This is a genomic window from Pseudomonas sp. B21-023, from assembly GCF_024749165.1.
Classification (GTDB): Bacteria; Pseudomonadota; Gammaproteobacteria; order Pseudomonadales; family Pseudomonadaceae; genus Aquipseudomonas.
In genome coordinates this window covers 3,940,743-3,962,499 of the sequence record NZ_CP087190.1, presented here as the reverse complement: position 1 = coordinate 3,962,499, position 21,757 = coordinate 3,940,743, and the positions used below count along the sequence as shown (strand labels likewise).

Below are 21,757 nucleotides of genomic sequence, written 5' to 3'. Positions count from 1 at the left end.
TGGGGAGAGGGTGCATGGCGTTTCGCTGGAGCAAGGGGGGGCTGGCCTGCGTGCTGGCGCTGCTGTCGACTCAGGCCTTGGCGGTGGGGAAGTGCGAGCGTCTGGTAGCCACCGGCAGCCCGGATGCGCCACCGTATTCCTGGCAGGATCCGCAAGACCCCAAGCACCTGATTGGCGCCAATGTCGACCTGCTTCGCCAAGTCGCCGCCGAGCTGGGGGTGAAGGTCGAGGTGTTGCACGCCGGCAAGCGCGAACAAGCGCTTGAGGAAGTGCGCAGCGGGCGCATGGACCTGTTGCTCGACACGCCGATGCAGGTAACCCAGCTGACCAGCCTGGACTACATCCACCCGCCTTTGCAGCTCAATGAATACCTGGTCTGGACCCGTCATGACGCCGCCCTGGCGTTCGACGGTCCGGCCGACCTTGCCCACTACCAGGGCGCCTTGTCGGAGAAGGCCCGTCTGACACCGGCCTTCGAGGCGTTCGCCAAGGCCCAGCTCAAGCTGGAACCGGCGCAGAATCTGACGCAGGCCTTCCAGAAGCTGGTGCTTGGCCAGGTGGACTATGTGCTGGCCGGGCGCTACTCGGGCATGGCCATGGCCCAGAGCCTGGGGGTGGGTAACGACCTCATCGCCCGCGGCTTGCCGGTGGACCGGCCGGGGTTGTATCTGGCGGTGTCGCACAACTCGGCCTGCAACGACAGCTGGTTGCGCGGACAACTGGCGAAAAAGCTGACAGAATTGCCGATCTCCGGGGCGAGCGAGGCTGTGTTGCAGCGCAATGTCGAGCGTTGGAAGGCGCAGATGCAGGCGTCGCAGGGTGCCCCCAAACAGTAGGAAGCGTGTGTGAGAATCCAACCCTTGATGCTCGCCCTGGCCGTGCTTGGCCTGGCCGGCTGTGCCAATGACCCGGCACCCAATGAACAGCTGCGCTTGTCTGAGCAGGCGCTCGAGCAGGCCAAGGCGGTCGGTGCCACCGAGCAGGTGCCGGAGTTCAAGTTGGCCGAAGACAAACTGGCCCGCGCCAAGAGCAACATGCTCGGTGAAAGCTATCGCGATGCACGCATGCGCGCCGAGCAGGCCGAACTCGATGCCCGGCTGGCCGAGGCGCGGGTGCTGAACCAGAAGAGCGAGGAGCAGTTGCAGGTGTTGCAATCGCGTATCAAGCGTCTGCGCAAACAGCTGGAGGTGCAGCCATGAGCCGCTTCACGCCCGTGGCCGCGTTGGCCTTGCTGGCCCTGGTGGGGTTGCAGGGCTGCGCCAGCCAGCGCAGCGAGTCGGCGCTGGACGACGCCAGCGCCGCGTTCCAGAAGGTCAAGGACAATTCCGACGTGCTGCGCAGCGCGCCCCGTGACGTGATTCGTGCCGGCGAATCGCTGGGGCGCGCGGAGCGCCTGGCCGGTTATGTCGGCACCGGCAGCGATGTCCGCCATTACGCCTACCTCAGCCAACGCTACAGCGAGATCGCCAGCGAGCATGCCAAGCTGGCATTGAACCAGGAACGCATGGCCAAGCTCGACCTGGAGCGCCAGCGCCTGCAACTGGCGTTGCGCGAGGCCAAGCTGGCGAGCGTGCAGCAGCAGGGCAAGTTCGTCGAGGCGCAAATTGTAGCGCTGGCGTCCGAGCAGACTGACCGTGGCCTGGTGATGACCCTGGGTGATGTGCTGTTCGATACCGGCCAGGCTGATCTGAAGAACTCGGCCAGCCGCACCGTGCTCAAGCTGGTGCAGTTCCTCCAGCTCAATCCGCGTCGAGTGGTGCGGATCGAGGGTTATACCGACAGCACCGGCGCGGCGGAAGAGAACCTTAAGCTGTCCCGTGATCGTGCCCAATCGGTGGCCGACATGCTGGTTGACCTGGGCGTGGATGAAAAGCGCATCCAGGTCGAGGGCTATGGTGACCAGTACCCGGTGGAGGCCAATGCCTCGGAGCGGGGCAGGGCGCAGAATCGTCGGGTGGAGATCGTCTTCTCCGACGACAAGGGCAAGCTCGCCCCCGCACGCTGAGCCCCGCCTCTTCGATCATGAGCACGTCGCATCGGTGCACCGATGCGACAGCCAATCAATGATCAGCTGCCAAACAAGCATTTGTGCTTTTTCGTCTTGCTCTTGCTCTTGCTCTTGCTCTGCTTCTAAGCGCGCAATAGTCCAGGCGCCGCCAATTGCGACTTCAGGAGGCCGAACGCAGGGTTTGCGCAGGGAGGTGACGGGCATGGATGCCCGTCAAGCGCCGATCAGGCCATGGATGGCCCGTCGGCGCGTCCTCCCGGAGCAAGCCCGGAGTGAGGGGACCCCGAAGCGAAGGGGCCGGATGAATGGAGCCAGCGGTTTTTGCCTTCTCTTGCCCGCGTGCAAAAGAAGGTCGCCGTAAAGGCGAAAAGGTGACTATGCGTCGCCCTCGCCAATGAATGTGCTTACATCAATCAAAACCCGCACTTTGAGGACCCAAGCCCGGTCAGGGCATCACCCCAACAGTCCCATTCCCCACCTTCGGCTGCCGATAAAGATCCAGCAACACCTGATCCAGCACCTGCGAAGCCCCCCAAGGCTTGGGATCATTGAGAATGGCCGCCACCGCCCAGGTGTGCCCGTTGCTGTCCCGGCTGAACCCGGCAATAGCCCGCACGGTATTCAGCGTGCCAGTCTTGATGTGCCCTTCGCCTGTCATGGCGGTGCGCTTGAGCCGCTTGCGCATGGTGCCGTCCATGCCCACCAGCGGCATCGAACTGATGAACTCGGCCGCGTACGGGCTCTTCCAGGCCGCCTGCAGCAGCGCGGCCATCTCGCGGGTGCTGACCCGCTCTGCACGGGACAGGCCCGAGCCGTTCTCCATCACCAGGTGTGGTGCGGTGATGCCTTTCTTGGCCATCCACTGGCGGACCACCCGTTGGGCAGCACGGGCATCGTCGCCGTCGGCGTCGGTACGGAACTGCGCGCCAAGGCTGAGGAACAGCTGCTGAGCCATGGTGTTGTTGCTGTATTTGTTAATGTCGCGGATCACTTCCACCAGGTCTGGCGAGAAGGCCCGGGCCAGCAGGCGTGCGCTTTTGGGCACGTTCTCGATGCGGTCGCGGCCCTGGATGCTGCCGCCCAGCTCGTTCCAGATGGCCCGTACGGCACCGGCGGCATAGGTCGGATGATCCAGCAGCGCCAGGTAGGTCTGCGAGTTGCAGCCATCGGCGAGCTGGCCACTGACCGTGACGCTGACACCATCAGGCTGCACTACCGGGTTGTAGCGCACTTCGCCAGTGCACTGCTTGCCCGACACGGCCTTGACCTGGTTGTCGATGCGGATGCTGGCGATCGGTGGTTCGACCGACACGTTGACCTTGCCACCGTCGTTACGGGCGACGAAGCGCAAGGCCTTGAGGTTGACCAGCAGCGAGTCCGGCTTGACCAGGAACGGCTTGTTGTCGTCACCGCCGTCGTCGTTGAACTGTGGCAGGTTGGGTTGCACGAAGTGGCTGCGATCCAGGATCAGGTCGCCGGTCACGGTACGCACACCGTTGGCGCGCAGGTCGCGCATCAGCAACCATAGTTTTTCCATGTTCAGCTTGGGGTCGCCACCGCCCTTGAGGTACAGGTTGCCATTGAGCACGCCGTTGCTCAGGGTGCCGTCGGTGTAGAACTCGGTTTTCCACTGGAAGGTGGGGCCCAGCAGCTCAAGCGCGGCATAGGTGGTGACCAGCTTCATGGTCGAGGCCGGATTGACCGACACGTCGGCGTTGAACACGGTCGCCGCGCCCGGTCCGTCCAGCGGCAGCATGACCAGCGACAGGGCCGAATCCTGCAGCTTGTTGGTCTTGAGCGCCTGTTGCACTTTCGGTGGCAGATTGGTGTTGACGGTGGCGGCCTGGACGGACAGCGACAAGGGCAGGAACAGGCCGGCGAACAGCAGTGGGCGGAGCGTCTTGATCATAAATGGACAAACCCTGCGGGCGAGGGGAAAAGACACTGGGGCTGTATGAAATGATGGCCCCAAGACGAATATAGTGCGCATTATGCCCCAAGCGTGCTCTGCATGGGCCTCGTTCGACGGAAAAGCGCCGTTGTGCGCTGGAAACTGGTAAAGTGCCGCGCGTAATTAATTGAGAGGATTGTTTCATGGCTACCAACCGTTCCCGTCGCCTGCGCAAGAAACTGTGCGTGGATGAATTCCAGGAGCTGGGTTTCGAACTGAACCTGGGCTTCAAGGAAGACCTGTCCGATGAAGCCATCGATGCCTTCCTCGATGCTTTCCTGGCTGATGCCATGGATGCCAACGGCCTGGACTATGTCGGCGGCGATGACTTCGGTCTGGTCTGTTCCGTCAAGCGTGGCTCGGTCAGCGAAGAGCAGCGCGCCGCTGTCGAAGCCTGGCTCAAGGGCCGTAGCGAACTGACCAGCATTGAAGTCAGCCCGCTGCTGGATGCCTGGTACCCGGAAAAGCCGATCAACCCGGCTTCCTGATCGATGTCGGCGGTACGCCCTGTACCGCCCTCATCCCGCCTCGGCCAGGTGCTCCAGCTGCCTGGCCAGGGCTTTCTCGACGCGGCGCATATGCCGTGCCAACGCCTGACGGCGCCTTAGCAGTTCGGCCTGGGGTACGTCCGTTCCCTCCAGTGCCTGGCAAGCCTCGATCAACGCCCGCGCATTCAGCATCCGTCCCGCGCTGAGGATTTTGTGTGCCTGCAGCGCCAGCTCGTCACCTTCGTGCCGCGGATCGATGGCCATCAGAATCTTCAGGTCCTGGCGCAGGCTCAGGAGCAGGGTTTCGAGGATGCGGTCGCGGTCGGCGAGGTTGTCGCCAACGATCGTGGACAGGCCTTTGAGATCGAAGCGTGGTGCCGGGCCAGGGTGGCTGTCACACCTCCGGGCAATGGGTGTGATGGCGCTCAGGCGTTGCCCCAGCACCTGCAAGCCGATGGGTTTGAGCAGGCAGTCATCCATGCCGGCGTCCAGGCACTGCTGGCGAACCTCGGGCTGTGCGTTGGCGGTATAGCCGAGAATGGTGCAGCGCGGTCGGCCGTGCAGGCGCTCCTCCGTGCGCACGGTCCGAGCCAGTTCGTAGCCATTCATCTGTGGCATGTTGCAGTCGACAATCAGCACATCGAAACAGCCCTCACGCCATTTACGCAGTCCTTCGCCGCCCTCCTCGGCGCTTTGCTGGTTCAACCCCAGGTAGTTCAGCTGCTGGGCCATCAACAGCAGATTGGCCGGGTGGTCGTCGATCACCAGAATGCGCAGTTGCTTGTTCGGCGGCAGGAATTGCGCCATTGGCCGCGGCGGGGCCGCGACCGGCTCGACGCACTGTAGCGGCATCACCAGGCGCACGCGGGTGCCGACACCTTGCAGGCTCTGCAGGGTCAGTTCGCCGCCCATCATCGCGCACAGGTCGCGGCTGATCACCAGCCCAAGGCCGGTGCCGGCCCGTGCGCCGTCGCTGTAGGGGTTGGCCTGTACGAAGGGGGAGAACAGGCGCTGCAGGTCGTGCTCGTGAATTCCGATACCGCTGTCGCGAACCTCCAGGTCAAGCGCCGGCAACGCGGGTTCGCCGTCGTTGCGCAGCTTGACGGTGATGCGCACCTGCCCTTGTTCGGTGAACTTGATCGCATTGCTGACCAGGTTCGACAGGACCTGCTTGAAGCGCAGCGGGTCGAGCAGCGCATGGCAGCGCGCCTCGCGGGCAATCACCACATCCAGTACCAAACCCTTGTGGCGGGCGAGGCCGTCGAAAATCCGCCCGACCGACTCGACCAGCGCCGCGAGGTCGACGGGTTCGGGAGCCAGCGACATTTGCCCGGATTCGATCCGGGCGATATCCAGGATGTCGCCGATCAAGCCCAGCAGATCGTTGGCCGAATGGTGGGCGACTTCCAGCGCGGGGCGGTCCGGTTTGCCCTGCTCGGCGCGCTTCAAGGCCAGCTCCAGCATGCCGATGAGGGCGTTCATCGGCGTACGGATCTCATGGCTGATGGTGGCCAGGAACGTGCTCTTGGCCCGGTTGGCGTCATCGGCCTGCTGCTTGGCCAGGCGCAGGTCCTGGACCAGGTTGCGGCGTTCGCTGATGTCGATCCAGCCGCCGATGATTCCTTGCATTTCGCCTACCGAATCGCGGTAGGGCAGGATCCAGTGATAGATCGTCAGGTCGCGGTCTTTCAGGCGCAAGGGGCGATCAAGAATCAAGGGTGTTCCCTGCGCCATCACCCGCTGGTAGTCGTCCTGCACCTGTTGGGTATAGTCACAGTCGCTGTAGGGGGCGTCTTCCAGGCGTTTGCCCAGCACCTGTTCGCGGCTGGCACCGACGGCTTGCAGATAGCTGTCGTTGCAGCTTTGCAGGCGTCCCTCGCGATCGCGCACATACATGGGGTGGGGCGTGCCGTTGAGCAGAGCACCCATGAACTCCAGCTGGTCGTTCAGCGCCCGTTCCGCCCGCTGACGTTGTTTGATCTGACGGCGCAGCCGGGCATTCCATACCAATGCGAGCACCAGCAGGATCGCGATCACCCCGACCACCTGCAGGATCACCCGGCGGTAGCTGCGCCAGTAGGCGTCGTCACGCAGCCCATGGTCGCGCCAGCGGCTGTTGATCACCCCCAATTCTTCTGGCGAGATGCTCAGCAACGCCTTGTCGAGGATCGAACCCAGCTCACTGGCGTCGGGGGCGGTGGCCATGGAAAAGGCCGCGGGTTCCGTGCCGACCGTGCTGCGGATGACCAGGTCGTTGCTGGTGGCGAGCATGTGGTTGGCGTCGATCAGGGTGGCGATCGCCGCATCCACCGCGCCGCTGCCGAGCAGCACCATGGAGTAATAGGTGCTTTCGGTGGCAACCTGATGGATCCGCGGGTGGCGAGCTGCAAGCAGGGCGGCCACGGTGCTGTCGCGGGGAACGGCGACCCGCTTGCCCTTGAGTTGCTTGAGGCTGTTGGGTTGGCCGGTGCCGGTATGGGTGACCAGCACATAGGCGCTCTCCAGATAGGGGCGGCTGACCTGCAGCGGGTTGCCCCGGCGTGCCTCGGTGGACAGGCTGGCGATGATATCGGCACGACCGGACTCGAGCTGATCGATCATGTCGCCGTCGCCACTGGCGCGGCGGATCTCGAAGCGCAGGCCGGTGCGCAGGCGAATGAGCTCAAGCAGGTCGGCGACTATCCCCCGCAGGCGACCATTGCTGTCGAAGAACGTCAGTGGCGCCGCCGTGTCGTTGACCACCACGCGCATGATCGGGTGTTGGCTCAGCCACTGCTCCTCGCGTGTCGACAACTGCAGCTTGCGGTCGGTCAGCAGGCTGCCGCTGCTTGCGCTCCAGCGTTTGAAGATATCGTTGCGGGTGGCGCTGGACTGCGCGTCAAGCGCGGCATCCACCAGGGACTGGAGGATAGGCTCGCCCTCACGCATGGCAAAGCTGAAGCCTACGGCCTCGTGCTTGCCGAAGTTGGCCATGCGCACATGCGGCAAGTGACCCTGGCTGATCAGGTAGTGAGTGGAGATGGTGTCGCCAATGAACACGTCGGCCTGTTCGAAGGCTACCGCATTCAGGGCCTGGGTGGATGACTCGAAGGTCAGCAGTTCGGCCTTGGGGTAGTTGGCGTGGATTTCCCCGGGCGGCAGGTAGTGATACAGCATGCTCAGGCGCATGCCCGCCAGGCCGGTGTCCAGTGCGCGGCTTTCGTCCTCGCGGGTCACCAGCACGGGTTGGTCAATGGCATAGGGGCGTGACAGCGCCAGGCCCTGAGTGACGGCTTCATAGCCGTTGGCGCTGCCCAGCAGGTCGATATGGCCGCTCTTGAGCGCCGCGACCGCCGCCGGGCGGCTGGGAAAGCGCTGCACACGGACAGGCAGGCCCAGGGCGCTGCCGATCAAGCCGGCGTAGTCGGCGGTCAACCCTTGGTATTCGCGCCCACCCGTGGCGATATCGAAGGGGGGATAGTCGGGCGCCGAGGTGCCCAGCACCAGCTCCTTGCGCTCTGCGAGCCAGTCGCGCTGGGCCGCTGTCAAGGGCGGCCGGACCGACGTCGGTGCCGAGCGGCTGAGCAAGGTGTAGGTGCGCCCCAGGTCGACGGTCACGCTGCCACCTTGCTGCGGCGTGCCCAGGCAGAGCAGCAATACAGCGATGTACCTCCACGTCATCATTTCAGACCAGTGCGTTGCGCTTGGCGACGTCGATCAACTCTACCAATGTGCTGGCGCGCAATTTGTGCATGAGGCGCTTCTTGTAGGTGCTGACGGTCTTGTTGCTGAGGAACATGCCCTTGGCAATTTCCTTGTTGCTGCGGCCCTGGGCAAAAAGTTGCAGGACCATCAATTCCCGGTCGTTGACCTGACGGAACAGTTCCAGCTCCTGGTTGCTGCCTGTCGGCGGTGGATTGAGTGCCTGGCTGGGAAAGTAGTTGTAGCCGGACAGCACGGCCTTGATGGCGCTGAGCAGCTCACTGAGGTCTTCCTGCTTGCACACATACCCGGCCGCGCCGGAGTGCATGCAGCGTACGGCGAACAGTGCCGGCGATTGCGCGGTCAGCACCAGGACTTTCAGCTGGATGGCCATGGCCTGCAGGCGTGAAAGCATTTCCAGGCCATCGAGCTTGGGGATGCTGATGTCCAGTATGACCAGGTCCGGCGGGGTCTCGCGGATAAGCTGCATGGCGTCAACGCCATTGTCCGATTCACCGACCACCCGATATCCCTGGTTCTCCAGCAACATCCGTATCGCCAAGCGTATAACGGGATGGTCATCAACAATAAAGACTGAGTGCATATTCAACATTCCAGGCTGCAGGTGAAGGCAGCCGGCACATTAGCTCAGATGCATGGCGGCGGGCAGGGAAGTAGGTGCCAAATGCGGGATATAGGAATTAACTTACAGCGCTCGCGAAACTTTGCTACGAGAGATGTAGATGTTGGCAGGTTTTTATCAGGAATTGATAACTTTTGCGGGGATGGGAAGCTGGCAAGTTTATTTGTAAAAAAATATCATAGGAAATTTCATACAAATTAAACATGGGTGGCAAACATTCGTCTGCCACCCCGTTTTTTCTATTTCGGGCTGGAGCGCCCGGTCATTTCCAGGGCCATTTCACTGGCGTAGCTGTCGGTCATGCCGGCAATGAAGTCGATCATGCGCAGGAATGCGCCATGCAGCGAACCATGCGGGTCGGGGGCGTTGTTGCCGATCAGGTCCAGCACACGCCGGCTCTTGAACGATGGCGTGCGCCCACCGTGCTGCTCCAGGGCCGCGCCACAGAAGGTGTTGAGCAGGATCTCCAGGGTCGTGTAGGCGCCGATCTCGTGCAGGGTCTTGCGCTTGTCCTGGAAGATCTTCTTGCGCGCCATGTCCTTGGCCTGGAGCACGCAGCGTTGCGCCGGGCCGTGCATGTGCTCCACCAGGTCACCGGCCAGGCGGCCGGCAAGCAGGGCCTGCTGTTGTTCGACGAAAGCCTGGGCGGCGGCATTGGTCAGGTGCTCGATGGCCTTGCCGCGCAGGATCGCCAGCTTGCGCCGGCGTGACTCGCCCGCGCCCAGCAGGCGGTAGGTTTCCGGCAGGTCGTCACCCACCAGGTCCAGCAGCAGCGCCTCGACTTCGGCATACTGCAGCAGGTCCATCTCCAGGCCGTCCTCGAGGTCGATCAAGGCATAGCAGATGTCGTCCGCGGCCTCCATCAGGTACACCAGGGGATGGCGCGCCCAGCGCTGGTGTTCGAGCTGGGGCAGGCCGAGCTTGCCGGCGATCTGCTCGAGCAGCCCCAGTTCGCTCTGGTAGCAGCCGAACTTGTGCTTCTTGTAGCCCAGGGCATCGGCGTGGCGCGCGGCCCAGGGGTACTTGAGGTAGGCACCGAGGGTTGCGTAGGTCAGGCGCATGCCACCATCGAACTGGTGGTATTCGAGCTGCGTGAGGACACGAAACCCTTGGGCGTTGCCTTCGAAATTGAGGAAGTCGCCGCGCTGCTCGTCGCTCATGTCGTCCAGCCAGCCACGCCCGGCAGCCTGTTGGAACCAGTGACGAATGGCGTCCTCGCCCGAGTGGCCGAACGGCGGGTTGCCGATGTCGTGGGCCAGGCAGGCCGATTGCACGATCATTCCCAGGTCGCTGGGTTCGCACCAGTCCGGCAGTTGGCCGCGCAGGGTCTCGCCGACACGCATGCCCAGCGAGCGGCCAACGCAGCTGACTTCCAGGGAGTGGGTGAGGCGGGTGTGGATGTGGTCGTTGCTGGACACCGGATGCACCTGGGTCTTGCGCCCCAGGCGGCGGAAGGCGCCGGAGAAGATGATGCGGTCGTGGTCCTTGTGGAAAGGGCTGCGCCCGAGTTCCTCGGGGCTGTAGAGGGCCTTGCCCAGTCGTTCGCGGGTCAGCAGGGTTTGCCAGTCCAAGGCGTTTTCTCCCATCGTCGAGTCGGGATAGCTTCCTGTGTCCGGCGCGCCCGCGCAAGGGCCGGGCGCGCTCGGGCTTCAGCGGCGGCGGCTGCCGAGGAACAGGCGGATCAAGGGGGCCAGGCTGGCGCCCAGGCGCACCAGGCGCGTCAGGTTGCCGCTGCGCACGCCCTTGCCGGTGAGAAAGCCCAGGGCGACCACGGCGCCAATGCCCCACAGCGAGCCGTGCTTGACCCCCAGGCCTTCACCGAACGAGCCGCCCATGCCGCGCAGGCGGCGGACCGGTTCGAGCAACTGCCCGGATTCGTGGCGGATTTCCTGGCGGTGCATTTCCATGCGCAGGCGCAGCAGCGCCTTGCGCAGCTCCCGTGGGTTACGGGTGTTGGGTAGTTCTGGCAGGCTCATGGCAGCAGGCGCTCCCGATCCTTGGCCAACTCCTCGAGGGTGGCATTGAACGGCGAGGATTCGTCGAACACCGCGGCCTTCAGGCGCAGGCCGCAGTACAGCGCGGCGACCCCGTAGAACACGCACAGGCCGATGATCCCGGCCAGGCGGTAGCTGTCCCACAGCAGCACCAGCACCAGCCCCGACAGGGCGGTCAGCAGCAGCAGGGCGAACACCAGCGCCAGGCCGGCGAACAGCAGCAGGCTCAAGGTGCGGGCCTTCTGCTCCTGCAACTCGATACCGAACAGCTCGATATGGCTGTGCAGCAAGCCCAGCACGGCCGCGCCCAGGCGCCTGCCGGAGGCGCCCGTGCCGATGGCTTCGTTGTCCATGTAGGTTCCTCAGCGCTTGGCCAGCAGGCCGATCAGCAGGCCGACGCCGGCGGCGATGCCGATAGCCTGCCACGGGTTCTCCTGCACGTACTGCTCGGCGCTGCCCAGGGCCGCCTGGCCACGGGCGCGCACCGAGTCCTGGGTCAGTTGCAGGGTTTCACGAGCCTGGACCAGTCGATCGTGGATCTGCTCGCGCAGTTCATCGGCCTGGTCGCCGGCCAGGTTGGCCGTGTCGGCCAGCAGTTTTTCGGTGTCGCGGACCAGGGCCTGGAAGTCAGCCATCAGTATGTCTTGTGCAGTCTTTGCCGATTTGCTGGCCATAGGTGGGCCTCTCCCTGTGGATGTGTGTGGTATTTCGAGTAAGCGGTGGCGTGGAAGGTTCAGCGGGATGTGTTGGTACAGCGCTTGCTAAAAAACGGTGCGTGTCCGCCGAGGCGTGCGCCGACATCAGGCGCCCTTGCTGCAGATACCGCTAAACCTTAACCCAATCCACGACAAACCCAAGAAAAAACCACGCAGGCCCCGCCCGGCTCACCGAAATTGGGCAGCGGCCTGGCACCGATGCGGTGCATGGATGCCGGTTCTTGAACTGTCCTGGTGCCTTTTTGCAGGTCTGCCATTACATGGAAAACACGCACAGCGCGATGGACTCCCTGGTCCACGGCTCCAACACTTTGTTCATCCTCATGGGCGCGATACTGGTCCTGGCCATGCATGCGGGGTTCGCCTTTCTCGAAGTCGGCACAGTGCGGTACAAGAATCAGGTCAACGCCCTGTCGAAGATCCTCAGCGACTTCGCCATCTCGGCGCTGGTGTACTTCTTCGTCGGTTACTGGATCGCCTATGGCGTGAGCTTCTTGCAGCCGGCGGCGGCGCTGGCCAGCGACCATGGCTACGCGCTGGTCAAATGCTTCTTCCTGCTGACCTTCGCCGCGGCGATTCCGGCAATCATTTCCGGCGGTATCGCCGAACGCGCGCGCTTTGCGCCGCAACTGTGCGCGACGGCGTTGATCGTGGCGTTCATCTATCCGTTTTTCGAAGGCATCGTGTGGAACGGCAACTTCGGCTTGCAGGCCTGGTTGCAAACGCGCTTCGGTGCGCCGTTCCACGACTTTGCCGGCTCCGTGGTGGTGCACGCCATGGGGGGCTGGCTGGCGCTGGCGGCGGTGTTGCTGCTGGGGGCGCGCCGCGGCCGTTATCGCGATGGCCGGCTGGTGGCGTTCGCCCCCTCGAGCATTCCGTTCCTGGCGCTGGGGTCGTGGATCCTGATCATCGGCTGGTTCGGCTTCAATGTCATGAGCGCGCAGACCCTGCAAGGGGTGAGCGGGCTGGTGGCGATCAATTCGCTGATGGCCATGGTCGGGGGCACCCTGGCGGCATTGCTGGCCGGGCGCAACGACCCCGGTTTCCTGCACAACGGCCCGCTGGCCGGCCTGGTGGCGGTGTGCGCAGGTTCCGACCTGATGCACCCTGTGGGGGCGCTGGCCACCGGCCTGGTGGCAGGCGGGCTGTTCGTCTGGAGCTTCACTGCCGCGCAGAACCGCTGGAAGATCGACGACGTGCTGGGGGTATGGCCGCTGCATGGCCTGTGCGGCGTGTGGGGCGGCATCGCCTGCGGCGTGTTCGGGCAGGTGGCCCTGGGAGGGCTGGGCGGTGTCAGCCTGGTCAGCCAACTGCTGGGCAGCCTTGCGGGTGTGCTGGTGGCACTGATCGGCGGCTTTGCTGTGTATGGTCTGCTCAAGGCGCTGCATGGTTTGCGCTTGAACCATGAACAGGAGTTCCAGGGCGCGGACCTGGCGGTGCATCGCATCGGCGCCACCAGCCAGGATTGAGGCAGGTCAGGTGCACGAAGGCGCAGGCGGACCTAGAATGAGCATCCCTTCCTGCGATTTTGCGGATAGACGCATGCTGCCTGAAACCCAATTGTTCGGCACCCTCGGGTGCCATCTGTGCGAAGTGGCCGAAGCCGTGCTGATGCCATTCGTCGAGCACGGCTTGCTGGTCGAGCTGGTCGATATCGCCGACAGTGAGGCGCTGTTCGAACGTTATGGGCTGATCATTCCGGTATTGCGCCGTTGCGATACCGGTGCCGAGCTGGGTTGGCCGTTCGACGCCGAGCAAGTAGTGGCCTTCCTCGGCTGAGCCGCGCATTGACGGCACCCACTTCGCTTCGTATGCTGTATATAAATACAGTATCCCGAGGTAAGTCATGCTCAATGTCGAGCAACTCAAGTACAGCATCAATCACATGGCGCCCGAGCGTGTGTGCGAGGCGGTGCTGGAACTGCGCCTCGATGGCATCGTCACCGACGAGCGCACACCGTTCGGCAAGGTCCATTTCAACACCTGCTTCGCCGAGATCGAGGCGCTGTTCCAGCGTGCCGGCTTCCACCGCCCGCTGGATGTCGTGGGCTACCAGGGGCTGAGCTACGCCCTCTACGATCCGGGTCGCTGGGAAGCGGTGCAGGTACTGCGTTGGCTGAAGGCGCGCTGCGAGCCGGCCTGCGAGGCTGGTTGAGGGGCGGGGGGTAGGAGATAATGTCCGCCCACGCAGAACCGAGCCCGATGATGACCACGCCTTTCGACCCCGCCCAACAGCAAGCCAGCACTGTATGCCTGCCGCCTGGGCCTTGGGCAAACGTGCTCGACTGCCTGTGCGAGCATTTCAAGGGCATCAGCCGCGAACAATGGCTCGACCGCTTCGCCCGAGGGCGGGTATTGAATGCCGAGGGCCAGCCGATTGCAGCGGACACCCGCTATCGTCGGGGCATGCGCCTGCACTATTTCCGTGAAGTACCCAATGAAAGGGTGATTCCGGTGCAGGAAGAAATCCTGCATGTGGATGAGCACCTGGTGGTAGCGGACAAGCCGCATTTCCTGCCTGTGACGCCCACCGGCGAGTATGTCGAGCAGACGCTGCTGCGCCGGCTGATCCGGCGCCTGGACAACCCGCATCTGGTTCCGCTGCATCGCATTGACCGACACACGGCTGGGCTGGTGCTGTTCTCTGCCAACCCTCAGAGCCGTGGCGCCTATCAGCGCCTTTTTCCCGAGCGGCGTATCGACAAGCACTACCAGGCCATTGCCGCGGCGATGCCGCAGCATGACTACCCGCTGGTGCATCGCAGCCGCCTGGTGCACGGCGAGCCGTTCTTCCGCATGCATGAGGTCGAAGGGGTCGACAACAGTGAGACCCATGCCTGCGTACTGGAAAAGCAGGGCGAACTGTGGCGCTACGGCCTTTCACCGGTCACCGGCAAGACTCACCAGTTGCGCGTGCACATGGCGGCGCTCGGGGCGGGGATCTGCAACGATCCGTTCTATCCGCAGCTGGTAAACGAGCAGGATGATTACGCACGGCCACTCAAGCTGCTGGCCCATAGCCTGCGTTTCGAGGATCCGTTGACGGGTGAGGTTCGTTACTTCGAGAGCCGGCTGGCGCTCGACTGGTAAAAGCATCGCCGGCAAGTCGGCTACCACAGAAATGGCGCTTGGCCTGAGGGCGGCGCGGTCAGTGTGGGAGCCGGCTTGCCGGCGATGCGCCGCTTAAGCGGCGCCTTTTGTCATCAGCGGTTGAAACGCTCCACTAGCGAGTACTGGGTCCCCGCAGTGCTGGTCAGCTCTTCGCTGAGCAGCGCCGAGCGCTGGGCCTGGCCGGCGGTCTGGTCGGCGAGGTCGGCGATGGTGCTGATGTTGCGGCTGATCTCCTCGGCCACCGCGCTCTGCTCTTCGGTGGCCGCGGCGATCTGGGTCGCCATGTCGGTGATGTTGGCCACGGCCTCGCTGATACCCACCAATGCCTGGTCGGCCTGCATGACCCGCTCGACGCCTTCCTGGGCCTGGCGATGGCCGGATTCCATGGTCTGCACCGCGTTGTTGGCGGTCTGTTGCAGCTTGGCGATCAGGGTGTGGATCTGCCCGGTGGACTCGGCGGTTCGCTGGGCCAGTTGGCGGACCTCATCGGCCACCACGGCGAAGCCGCGCCCCATCTCCCCGGCGCGGGCCGCTTCAATGGCAGCGTTGAGCGCCAGCAGGTTGGTCTGGTCGGCGATACCCTTGATCACATCTACCACGCCGCCAATCTCGTCGCTGTCCTTGGCCAGCTGGGTGACGGTCAGCCCGGTTTCGCCCACGGCAGCCGACAGACGTTCGATGGCGTCACGGGTTTCGCCGGCAATATTGCGGCCCTGGCTGGTCAGGCGATTGGCCTCCTGCGTCGCGTCGGCGGTGCGCTGGACATGGTTGGCCACTTCCTGGGTGGTGGCGGCCATCTGGTTGACGGCGGCGGCCACCTGCTCGGTCTCAACGCGCTGGCGCTCCAGGCCCGAGGAACTCTGGTGGGCGAGGGTGTCGGACTGGCGGGCCTGGTCGCTGAGCTGCTCGGCGCTGTCCTGCAGGCGGGTCAGGCAGGTCTTCATCCGTGCGTCCTGGCTGAGCATGGCCATTTCCAGGCGTGCCTGAACGCCGCGGCTGTCGGTGTACATCTGCGCGATCAGCGGGTCGGAGGTGGTCTGTTCTGCCAGGCGCAGCAGGCGCTTGAGGCCGCGTTGCTGCCAGCTCAGGCCGAGCAGGCCCAGCGGCACCGACAGGCCGGCGGCCAAGGCGAAGCCCCAGGAGTGGCCCAGCCAGTTGCCGATCAGGAAACCGACCTGGCTGATCAGGATGAACGGCAACCAGTCCTGCAGCACCGGCAGCCACTTGTCACGTTTCGGGATGGCCGACTTGCCCTGGTTGATGCGCTGGTAAAGCGCCTCGGCGCGGCGGATCTGCTCGGCGGTGGGCTTGACCCGCACCGACTCGTAGCCGACCACCTGGTTGTTGTCGAAGATCGGTGTGACGTAGGCATTGACCCAGTAGTGGTCGCCCGACTTGCAGCGGTTCTTGACGATACCCATCCACGGCAGGCCCTGTTTGAGGGTCTGCCACATATGGGCGAATACGGCTGACGGGACGTCGGGGTGACGCACCAGGTTGTGCGGTGCGCCCATCAGGTCCTCGCGGGAGAATCCGCTGATCTCGATGAAGGCATCGTTGCAGTAAGTGATCACGCCTTTGGCGTTGGTGGTGGAGATCAACCGCTGCTGGGCAGGGAAAGTCCGTTCTCTCTGGGTAATCGGCTGGTTGTTACGCATTGGCTGTTCAATCCGCAAGGCTTTCGACGGGTATCGGCAAGCCTCTGGTTTTATTGAATGAATATTTGACTGCCTTGATCTGGGGCAAGGTGCCATCAGTGTGGTTGAGCTATCGCAGCCGACCTGATCGCAGCCATTGCCTTCAATATTGCAGTTTTCTTTATAAAAGATGACGTTTAGGTCTGATCATGACCGATTGTTCAGCTCGGGGCCAGCATCGGGTAGCTGAACAGGGCGAAGTGCGCCAGGTTGACGCAGGTGTGGCACAGCACCGCCGCTGCCAGCCCGCCATAGCGATAGGCCAGACCATACCCCACCCCGGCCAGGGTGGCCAGGTAGAACCACTGCCAGCCGCCGGCCAGGTGCGCGAGGCCGAACAACAGCGCGGCCACCAGCAGCGCCAGCCCCTCATGTTTGAACAGACGTTGCAGGCCGCCCTGGATGTAGCCACGGAACAGCAGTTCCTCGGTCAGGCTCACCAGCAGCAGGTTGTTGGCCAGCCACAGCCAGGCCTGGTCCGGCCATTTCGGTGCCCAGGCAACCAGGCCCAGGGCCGAGGCACCACCCAGGCAGGCGAGCAGGGTAAGGGGAAGGATCAGCGCCAGGCTCATGGCCAGGCCGCGACCGCGCAGCATTACCAGCCAAGGGCAGGCCAGCAGCAGCCACAGGCCGATCAGCGGCTTGTCCAGGTTCAGGTACATGGAGAAGGGCACCGCGCCTTCGCTGAGGACGGCCTTGTCGATGACGCGAGCGCCATGGAAACCGGGCAGCCAGTGCAGCGCCAGGGCGATGCCCAGGAGGATGAACAGCAGATGGCCGAGGCTTTGTTGCCAGCGCACCGGACGGCGGACGAGCAGGGCACTGCACAGCAGCGCGAGCAAGGCGGGCAGGGCGGCGAGGCCGAGGCTGCCGTAGGTCAGGGCGATCGCATAGCCGAGGGCAAGCAGGAGCAGGGCGATCCAGTGGAGAAGAGGCATGGTGTTTCCTTAGTGCCGGTGAATCAGAGGAGGGTAGGACTCCTCGTCTGGCCTTCAGGACACCTGAAACCACCCGCGCGGGGCAAGCCCCCACATTGCGTGGGAGCGGGCTTGCCCCGCGAAGGGGCCTTATCCTGCGATCAATTGCCGCAGCACATAATGCAGGATCCCTCCCGACTTGAAGTACTCCACCTCATTGAGGGTGTCGATCCGACACAGGACCTCGATCTGCTCCTGGCGCCCGTCTTCGCGAGTGATGCGCAGCGGCAGGCTCATGCCCGGGCGGATCTGCGCATCAGTCAGCCCCAGCACATCGATGCGCTCGCTGCCGGTCAGCCCCAGGCGCTTGCGGTCGTCCCCTGCCTTGAACTGCAGTGGCAGCACGCCCATGCCCACCAGGTTGGAGCGGTGGATGCGTTCGAAACTCTCCGCCAGCACCGCCTTGACCCCCAGCAGGTTGGTGCCCTTGGCCGCCCAGTCGCGGCTGGAGCCGGTGCCGTATTCCTGCCCGGCGATCACCACCAGCGGCGTGCCATCCTGCTGGTAACGCATGGCGGCATCGTAGATCGACAGCTTTTCACCGCTGGGCACGTACAGGGTGTTGCCGCCTTCCTCGCCGCCAAGCATCTCGTTGCGGATGCGGATGTTGGCGAAGGTGCCGCGCATCATCACTTCATGGTTGCCGCGACGCGAACCGTAGGAGTTGAAGTCGCGCGGTTCCACGCCCTTGCCGCGCAGGTAGCGGCCGGCCGGGCTGTCGGCCTTGATGTTGCCGGCCGGGGAAATGTGGTCAGTGGTCACCGAGTCGCCGAGCAGGGCGAGGATGCGTGCGTTGCGCACATCACCGATCTCCGGCAGTGGGCCGCCGATGTCATCGAAGAAGGGCGGGTGCTGGATATAGGTGGAATCGGCCTGCCAGACATAGGTCGCGGCCTGTGGCACTTCGATCGCCTGCCACTGGGCATCGCCGGCGAACACCTCGGCGTATTCCTTGTGGAACATGCCGGTGTCGACATTGCTGACCGCCTCGGCGATCTCCTGCTGGCTTGGCCAGATGTCGCGCAGGTAGACAGGCTTGCCGTCCTTGCCGGTGCCGAGCGGCTCCTGGCTGAGGTCGATGCGCACGCTTCCGGCCAGAGCATAGGCCACCACGAGCGGCGGCGAAGCCAGCCAGTTGGTCTTGACCAGCGGGTGTACCCGGCCTTCGAAGTTGCGGTTGCCCGATAGCACCGAGGCGACGGTGAGGTCGGCGCTGCCGATGGCTTGCTCGATGGCCTCGTCCAGAGGGCCTGAGTTGCCGATGCAGGTGGTGCAGCCATAACCGACCAGGTCGAAACCGAGCTGGTCGAGGTATTGTGTCAGGCCCGCGGCCTTGTAGTAGTCGGTGACCACCTTGGAGCCGGGGGCGAGCGAACTCTTCACCCAGGGCTTGCGTTGCAGGCCTTTCTCCACGGCTTTCTTCGCCACCAGCCCGGCGGCCATCATCACGCTGGGGTTGGAGGTGTTGGTGCAGGAGGTGATGGCGGCGATCACCACCGCGCCGTCGCGCAGGGTGTGGGTCTGGTTTTCGTGGGTGTAGTCGATCTCGCCAGCCTGGTCGGCATTGCCCACCGCCACGCCACCGCCGCCTTCGCTCTCCAGGCGGCCGACTTCCTTGGCCAGTGGTTTGGGCTGCAACTCGATGAAGTGGTCGAAGGCCTGGCGCACCTGGCCCAGGGCGACGCGGTCCTGCGGGCGCTTGGGCCCGGCCAGGCTGGCTTCCACATCGTTCATGTCCAACGCCAGGGTGTCGCTGAACAGCGGCTCCTGGCCGGGCAGGCGCCACAGGCCCTGGGCCTTGCAGTAGGCCTCGACCAGTTGCACGGTCTCCTCGGGGCGGCCGGACAGGCGCAGGTAGTCGAGGGTCACCTGGTCGACCGGGAAGAAGCCACAGGTGGCGCCATACTCGGGGGCCATGTTGGCGATGGTGGCGCGATCGGCCAGCGGCAGGTCGGCCAGGCCGTCGCCATAGAACTCGACGAACTTGCCCACCACGCCCTTCTTGCGCAGCATCTGCGTGACTGTCAGGACCAGGTCGGTAGCGGTGATGCCCTCGCGCAGCTTGCCGGTGAGCTTGAAACCGATCACCTCGGGGATCAGCATCGATACCGGCTGGCCGAGCATGGCTGCCTCGGCCTCGATGCCGCCCACGCCCCAGCCGAGCACGCCCAGGCCGTTGATCATGGTGGTGTGCGAGTCGGTGCCGACCAGGGTGTCGGGGAAGGCATAGGTACGGCCGTCCTCTTCGCGGGTCCATACCGTGCGGCCCAGGTACTCGAGGTTGACCTGGTGGCAGATGCCGGTGCCCGGCGGCACCACGCGGAAGTTGTCGAAGGCGCTCTGGCCCCAGCGCAGGAAGGCGTAGCGTTCGCCGTTGCGCTGCATCTCGATGTCGACGTTCTGGGCGAACGCGGCCGGGGTGGCATAACGGTCGACCATCACCGAGTGGTCGATCACCAGGTCCACCGGCGACAATGGGTTGATCCGCTGCGGGTCGCCGCCGGCCTTGGCCATGGCCGCGCGCATGGCGGCCAGGTCGACCACCGCCGGCACGCCGGTGAAGTCCTGCATCAGCACCCGCGCGGGGCGGTACTGGATCTCGCGGTCGGAGCGACGCTCCTGCAGCCAGGCGGCGAGGGCGCGCAGGTCGTCACCGGTAACGGTCTTGCCGTCTTCCCAGCGCAGCAGGTTCTCCAGCAGCACCTTGAGCGACATGGGCAGGCGCTGCAGGTCGCCGAGCTGGTGGGCGGCGTCGGGCAGGCTGAAATAGTGGTAGGCGCGGTTGGCCACCTGGAGGGTCTTGAGGGTTTTCAGGCTATCGAGCGAGGGCATTTACAACTCCTTGTGCTCCGGTGCCCGGCGACTGCGGGTCGCTCGCCGGTATCACCGCTCTGGACCGGTCCGCACGGCACGGACCTGGCTGAACAGTCAGGTTAGACCGGTTTGCCGGCCCCGACCCTTTTCTGGACCGATGGGGCGTGTCGCTGGTTCCCGACTTCCTTTATCATTCGCCGCCCTGGCGCCGTCTGCGCCAGTGATGTGGAGTGAGAAATGAATACCCTGTTCATGCATTGCCGGCCCGGCTTCGAGGGCGAGGTCTGCGCCGAAATCAGCGAACACGCCGCCCATTTGGGCGTGCCCGGCTATGCCAAGGGCAAGCCGCAGAGTGCCTGCGCCGAGTTCGTCTGCACCGAGCCCGGTGGCGCCGAACGCATGATGCAGGCGCTGCGCTTCTCGCAGCTGATCTTCCCGCGCCAGTGGGCCCGCGGTATGTACGTCGAGTTGCCAGAGACCGACCGTATCAGCGTGCTGCTCGAGCACCTGGCCGGGCTGCCGGTGTGCGGCAGCCTGTGGCTGGAGGTGCTCGACAGCAACGAGGGCAAGGAGCTGTCGACCTTCTGCCGCAAGTTCGAAGTGCCGCTGCGCAAGGCCCTGGAGAAGGCCGGCCGCCTGGTCGATGACGCCCGCCGTCCGCGCCTGCTGCTGACCTTCATCAGCGGCCGCCGGGTGTTCCTCGGCCTGGCCGAGGCCGACAACTCGGCGCTGTGGCCGATGGGCATCCCACGGCTGAAGTTCCCCCGCGAGGCCCCGAGCCGATCGACCCTCAAGCTCGAGGAAGCCTGGCACCAGTTCATCCCGCGCGAGCAATGGGACGCGCGCCTGAACGACGACATGACGGGTGTCGACCTGGGCGCCTCGCCCGGTGGCTGGACCTACCAGTTGGTCAAGCGTGGCATGCTGGTCACCGCCATCGACAACGGCCCGATGGCCGAGAGCCTTATGGATACCGGCCTGGTCACCCATCTGATGGCCGACGGTTTCACCTGGCAGCCGAAGCTGACGGTGGACTGGATGGTCTGCGACATCGTCGAGAAGCCGGCGCGCACCGCTTCGCTGATCGAGACCTGGCTGGGCGAAGGGCTGTGCCGCGAGGCGGTGGTCAACCTGAAGCTGCCGATGAAACAGCGCCATGCCGAGGTTCGCAAGCTGCTGGACCGTATCGAGGCTGGGTTCAAGGCGCGCAAGGTGAAGGTTTCGATCGCCTGCAAGCAGCTGTATCACGACCGTGAGGAAGTCACCTGCCACCTGCGCCGGCTGGACCTGAAGCCGCGCTGAGCCCATCGCGGGGCAAGCCCGCTCCCACGGTACCCGGCCCTTGTGGGAGTGGGCTTGGCGCCCCTCGGCCGATACGCCACAATGACGAGCATTTTGCGGAGCCTTTCATGACCGATTTCACCCACGACGCGATCCTCGACGCCACCGGCCTGAACTGCCCGGAGCCGGTGATGATGCTGCACAAGCATGTGCGCGAGCTGGTATCCGGCGGCGTGCTCAAGGTCATCGCCACCGACCCGTCGACCCGCCGCGACATCCCCAAGTTCTGCATCTTCCTCGGCCACGAGCTGCTCGGCCAGCAAGAAGACGCCGGAACCTACCTGTACTGGATCCGCAAGAAGGCCGACTGAGCCTGCCGCGATCGCGCTACACTGC

At 64.4% G+C, this 21,757-nt stretch carries 20 protein-coding genes; 10 read left to right on the top strand and 10 right to left on the bottom strand.

What is annotated here, in order from left to right; genetic code table 11:
- Positions 1–14 precede the first annotated feature (14 nt).
- The 3 genes from LOY42_RS17780 to LOY42_RS17770 are packed head-to-tail and all read left to right on the top strand — an operon-like array spanning position 15 to position 2,005.
- The gene (locus LOY42_RS17780; RefSeq protein WP_139672456.1) at positions 15–836 is read left to right on the top strand and encodes an ABC transporter substrate-binding protein; all 822 of its coding nucleotides are present in this window, start codon (positions 15–17) and stop codon (positions 834–836) included.
- Positions 837–845: 9 nt separating this feature from the next.
- A complete protein-coding gene (locus LOY42_RS17775) occupies positions 846–1,199 on the top strand; it encodes a DUF4398 domain-containing protein (RefSeq protein WP_102683122.1) in 354 nt (117 codons plus the stop codon).
- Positions 1,196–2,005: an OmpA family protein gene (locus LOY42_RS17770; protein WP_102683123.1), complete on the top strand. Its 810-nt coding sequence runs from the start codon at positions 1,196–1,198 to the stop codon at positions 2,003–2,005. Before LOY42_RS17775 ends, LOY42_RS17770 begins: the two co-directional genes overlap by 4 nt.
- Before the next feature lie 448 nt (positions 2,006–2,453).
- On the opposite strand, the gene dacB is transcribed toward LOY42_RS17770, so the two are convergent.
- A complete protein-coding gene (gene dacB, locus LOY42_RS17765; RefSeq protein ID WP_139672450.1) occupies positions 2,454–3,917 on the bottom strand; it encodes a D-alanyl-D-alanine carboxypeptidase/D-alanyl-D-alanine-endopeptidase in 1,464 nt (487 codons plus the stop codon).
- Between the two features lie 185 nt (positions 3,918–4,102).
- On the opposite strand from dacB, the gene LOY42_RS17760 reads away from it, so the two are divergent.
- On the top strand, positions 4,103–4,447 hold the full coding sequence (locus LOY42_RS17760; RefSeq protein WP_046856427.1) for a YggL family protein: 345 nt from the start codon (positions 4,103–4,105) through the stop codon (positions 4,445–4,447).
- Positions 4,448–4,477: 30 nt separating this feature from the next.
- On the opposite strand, the gene LOY42_RS17755 is transcribed toward LOY42_RS17760, so the two are convergent.
- The 6 genes from LOY42_RS17755 to LOY42_RS17730 form a co-directional block, all read right to left on the bottom strand.
- Positions 4,478–8,110, bottom strand: a complete 3,633-nt coding sequence (locus tag LOY42_RS17755; protein WP_139672447.1) for a transporter substrate-binding domain-containing protein — start codon at positions 8,108–8,110, stop codon at positions 4,478–4,480.
- Between the two features lies 1 nt (position 8,111).
- Positions 8,112–8,732, bottom strand: a complete 621-nt coding sequence (locus LOY42_RS17750; RefSeq protein WP_102683126.1) for a response regulator transcription factor — start codon at positions 8,730–8,732, stop codon at positions 8,112–8,114.
- 278 nt (positions 8,733–9,010) lie between these two features.
- Positions 9,011–10,342: a deoxyguanosinetriphosphate triphosphohydrolase gene (locus LOY42_RS17745; protein ID WP_102683164.1), complete on the bottom strand. Its 1,332-nt coding sequence runs from the start codon at positions 10,340–10,342 to the stop codon at positions 9,011–9,013.
- A 78-nt stretch (positions 10,343–10,420) separates the two neighbouring features.
- Positions 10,421–10,747 (bottom strand): hypothetical protein, encoded by a 327-nt coding sequence (locus LOY42_RS17740; RefSeq protein ID WP_102683127.1) that lies wholly within the window; start codon positions 10,745–10,747, stop codon positions 10,421–10,423.
- Positions 10,744–11,118 carry a phage holin family protein gene (locus LOY42_RS17735; protein WP_102683128.1) on the bottom strand — a complete coding sequence of 125 codons (375 nt, stop codon included), beginning with the start codon at positions 11,116–11,118 and terminating at the stop codon, positions 10,744–10,746. Before LOY42_RS17735 ends, LOY42_RS17740 begins: the two co-directional genes overlap by 4 nt.
- Positions 11,119–11,127: 9 nt before the next feature.
- Positions 11,128–11,439, bottom strand: a complete 312-nt coding sequence (locus LOY42_RS17730) for a YqjD family protein (protein ID WP_023631678.1) — start codon at positions 11,437–11,439, stop codon at positions 11,128–11,130.
- A 302-nt stretch (positions 11,440–11,741) separates the two neighbouring features.
- On the opposite strand from LOY42_RS17730, the gene LOY42_RS17725 reads away from it, so the two are divergent.
- From LOY42_RS17725 to LOY42_RS17710, 4 genes are all read left to right on the top strand, one after another.
- The gene (locus LOY42_RS17725) at positions 11,742–12,950 is read left to right on the top strand and encodes an ammonium transporter (protein ID WP_258598640.1); all 1,209 of its coding nucleotides are present in this window, start codon (positions 11,742–11,744) and stop codon (positions 12,948–12,950) included.
- A 73-nt stretch (positions 12,951–13,023) separates the two neighbouring features.
- Positions 13,024–13,260 carry a glutaredoxin family protein gene (locus LOY42_RS17720; protein ID WP_046856422.1) on the top strand — a complete coding sequence of 79 codons (237 nt, stop codon included), beginning with the start codon at positions 13,024–13,026 and terminating at the stop codon, positions 13,258–13,260.
- A gap of 67 nt (positions 13,261–13,327) precedes the next feature.
- A complete protein-coding gene (locus LOY42_RS17715; RefSeq protein WP_139672441.1) occupies positions 13,328–13,636 on the top strand; it encodes a transcriptional regulator in 309 nt (102 codons plus the stop codon).
- Between the two features lie 50 nt (positions 13,637–13,686).
- On the top strand, positions 13,687–14,571 hold the full coding sequence (locus LOY42_RS17710; RefSeq protein ID WP_139673197.1) for a pseudouridine synthase: 885 nt from the start codon (positions 13,687–13,689) through the stop codon (positions 14,569–14,571).
- Between the two features lie 113 nt (positions 14,572–14,684).
- Here LOY42_RS17710 and LOY42_RS17705 read toward each other — a convergent pair whose 3' ends face one another.
- From LOY42_RS17705 to acnA, 3 genes are all read right to left on the bottom strand, one after another.
- Positions 14,685–16,250, bottom strand: a complete 1,566-nt coding sequence (locus LOY42_RS17705) for a PAS domain-containing methyl-accepting chemotaxis protein (RefSeq protein WP_198753849.1) — start codon at positions 16,248–16,250, stop codon at positions 14,685–14,687.
- Between the two features lie 200 nt (positions 16,251–16,450).
- Complete coding sequence (locus LOY42_RS17700) at positions 16,451–17,227, bottom strand: CPBP family intramembrane glutamic endopeptidase (RefSeq protein ID WP_258598637.1); 777 nt, start codon at positions 17,225–17,227, stop codon at positions 16,451–16,453.
- A gap of 129 nt (positions 17,228–17,356) precedes the next feature.
- Positions 17,357–20,098, bottom strand: coding sequence for an aconitate hydratase AcnA (gene acnA, locus LOY42_RS17695; RefSeq protein ID WP_139672433.1), 2,742 nt, complete (start codon positions 20,096–20,098; stop codon positions 17,357–17,359).
- 219 nt (positions 20,099–20,317) lie between these two features.
- On the opposite strand from acnA, the gene rlmM reads away from it, so the two are divergent.
- Positions 20,318–21,382 (top strand): 23S rRNA (cytidine(2498)-2'-O)-methyltransferase RlmM, encoded by a 1,065-nt coding sequence (gene rlmM, locus LOY42_RS17690; protein WP_139672430.1) that lies wholly within the window; start codon positions 20,318–20,320, stop codon positions 21,380–21,382.
- Positions 21,383–21,489: 107 nt separating this feature from the next.
- Positions 21,490–21,732 (top strand): sulfurtransferase TusA, encoded by a 243-nt coding sequence (gene tusA, locus LOY42_RS17685; RefSeq protein ID WP_139672427.1) that lies wholly within the window; start codon positions 21,490–21,492, stop codon positions 21,730–21,732.
- The last annotated feature ends 25 nt before the right edge of the window (positions 21,733–21,757 follow it).

What these genes read in the sequence shown, in the direction of transcription:
- LOY42_RS17780 (WP_139672456.1), top strand. Translation starts at nt 15, where the DNA reads ATGGCGTTTCGCTGGAGCAAGGGGGGGCTGGCCTGCGTGCTGGCGCTG.
- LOY42_RS17770 (WP_102683123.1), top strand. Translation starts at nt 1,196, where the DNA reads ATGAGCCGCTTCACGCCCGTGGCCGCGTTGGCCTTGCTGGCCCTGGTG.
- dacB (WP_139672450.1), bottom strand. Translation starts at nt 3,917, where the DNA reads ATGATCAAGACGCTCCGCCCACTGCTGTTCGCCGGCCTGTTCCTGCCC.
- LOY42_RS17760 (WP_046856427.1), top strand. Translation starts at nt 4,103, where the DNA reads ATGGCTACCAACCGTTCCCGTCGCCTGCGCAAGAAACTGTGCGTGGAT.
- LOY42_RS17755 (WP_139672447.1), bottom strand. Translation starts at nt 8,110, where the DNA reads ATGATGACGTGGAGGTACATCGCTGTATTGCTGCTCTGCCTGGGCACG.
- LOY42_RS17750 (WP_102683126.1), bottom strand. Translation starts at nt 8,732, where the DNA reads ATGCACTCAGTCTTTATTGTTGATGACCATCCCGTTATACGCTTGGCG.
- LOY42_RS17740 (WP_102683127.1), bottom strand. Translation starts at nt 10,747, where the DNA reads ATGAGCCTGCCAGAACTACCCAACACCCGTAACCCACGGGAGCTGCGC.
- LOY42_RS17735 (WP_102683128.1), bottom strand. Translation starts at nt 11,118, where the DNA reads ATGGACAACGAAGCCATCGGCACGGGCGCCTCCGGCAGGCGCCTGGGC.
- LOY42_RS17730 (WP_023631678.1), bottom strand. Translation starts at nt 11,439, where the DNA reads ATGGCCAGCAAATCGGCAAAGACTGCACAAGACATACTGATGGCTGAC.
- LOY42_RS17725 (WP_258598640.1), top strand. Translation starts at nt 11,742, where the DNA reads ATGGAAAACACGCACAGCGCGATGGACTCCCTGGTCCACGGCTCCAAC.
- LOY42_RS17720 (WP_046856422.1), top strand. Translation starts at nt 13,024, where the DNA reads ATGCTGCCTGAAACCCAATTGTTCGGCACCCTCGGGTGCCATCTGTGC.
- LOY42_RS17715 (WP_139672441.1), top strand. Translation starts at nt 13,328, where the DNA reads ATGCTCAATGTCGAGCAACTCAAGTACAGCATCAATCACATGGCGCCC.
- LOY42_RS17710 (WP_139673197.1), top strand. Translation starts at nt 13,687, where the DNA reads ATGACCACGCCTTTCGACCCCGCCCAACAGCAAGCCAGCACTGTATGC.
- LOY42_RS17705 (WP_198753849.1), bottom strand. Translation starts at nt 16,250, where the DNA reads ATGCGTAACAACCAGCCGATTACCCAGAGAGAACGGACTTTCCCTGCC.
- LOY42_RS17700 (WP_258598637.1), bottom strand. Translation starts at nt 17,227, where the DNA reads ATGCCTCTTCTCCACTGGATCGCCCTGCTCCTGCTTGCCCTCGGCTAT.
- acnA (WP_139672433.1), bottom strand. Translation starts at nt 20,098, where the DNA reads ATGCCCTCGCTCGATAGCCTGAAAACCCTCAAGACCCTCCAGGTGGCC.
- rlmM (WP_139672430.1), top strand. Translation starts at nt 20,318, where the DNA reads ATGAATACCCTGTTCATGCATTGCCGGCCCGGCTTCGAGGGCGAGGTC.
- tusA (WP_139672427.1), top strand. Translation starts at nt 21,490, where the DNA reads ATGACCGATTTCACCCACGACGCGATCCTCGACGCCACCGGCCTGAAC.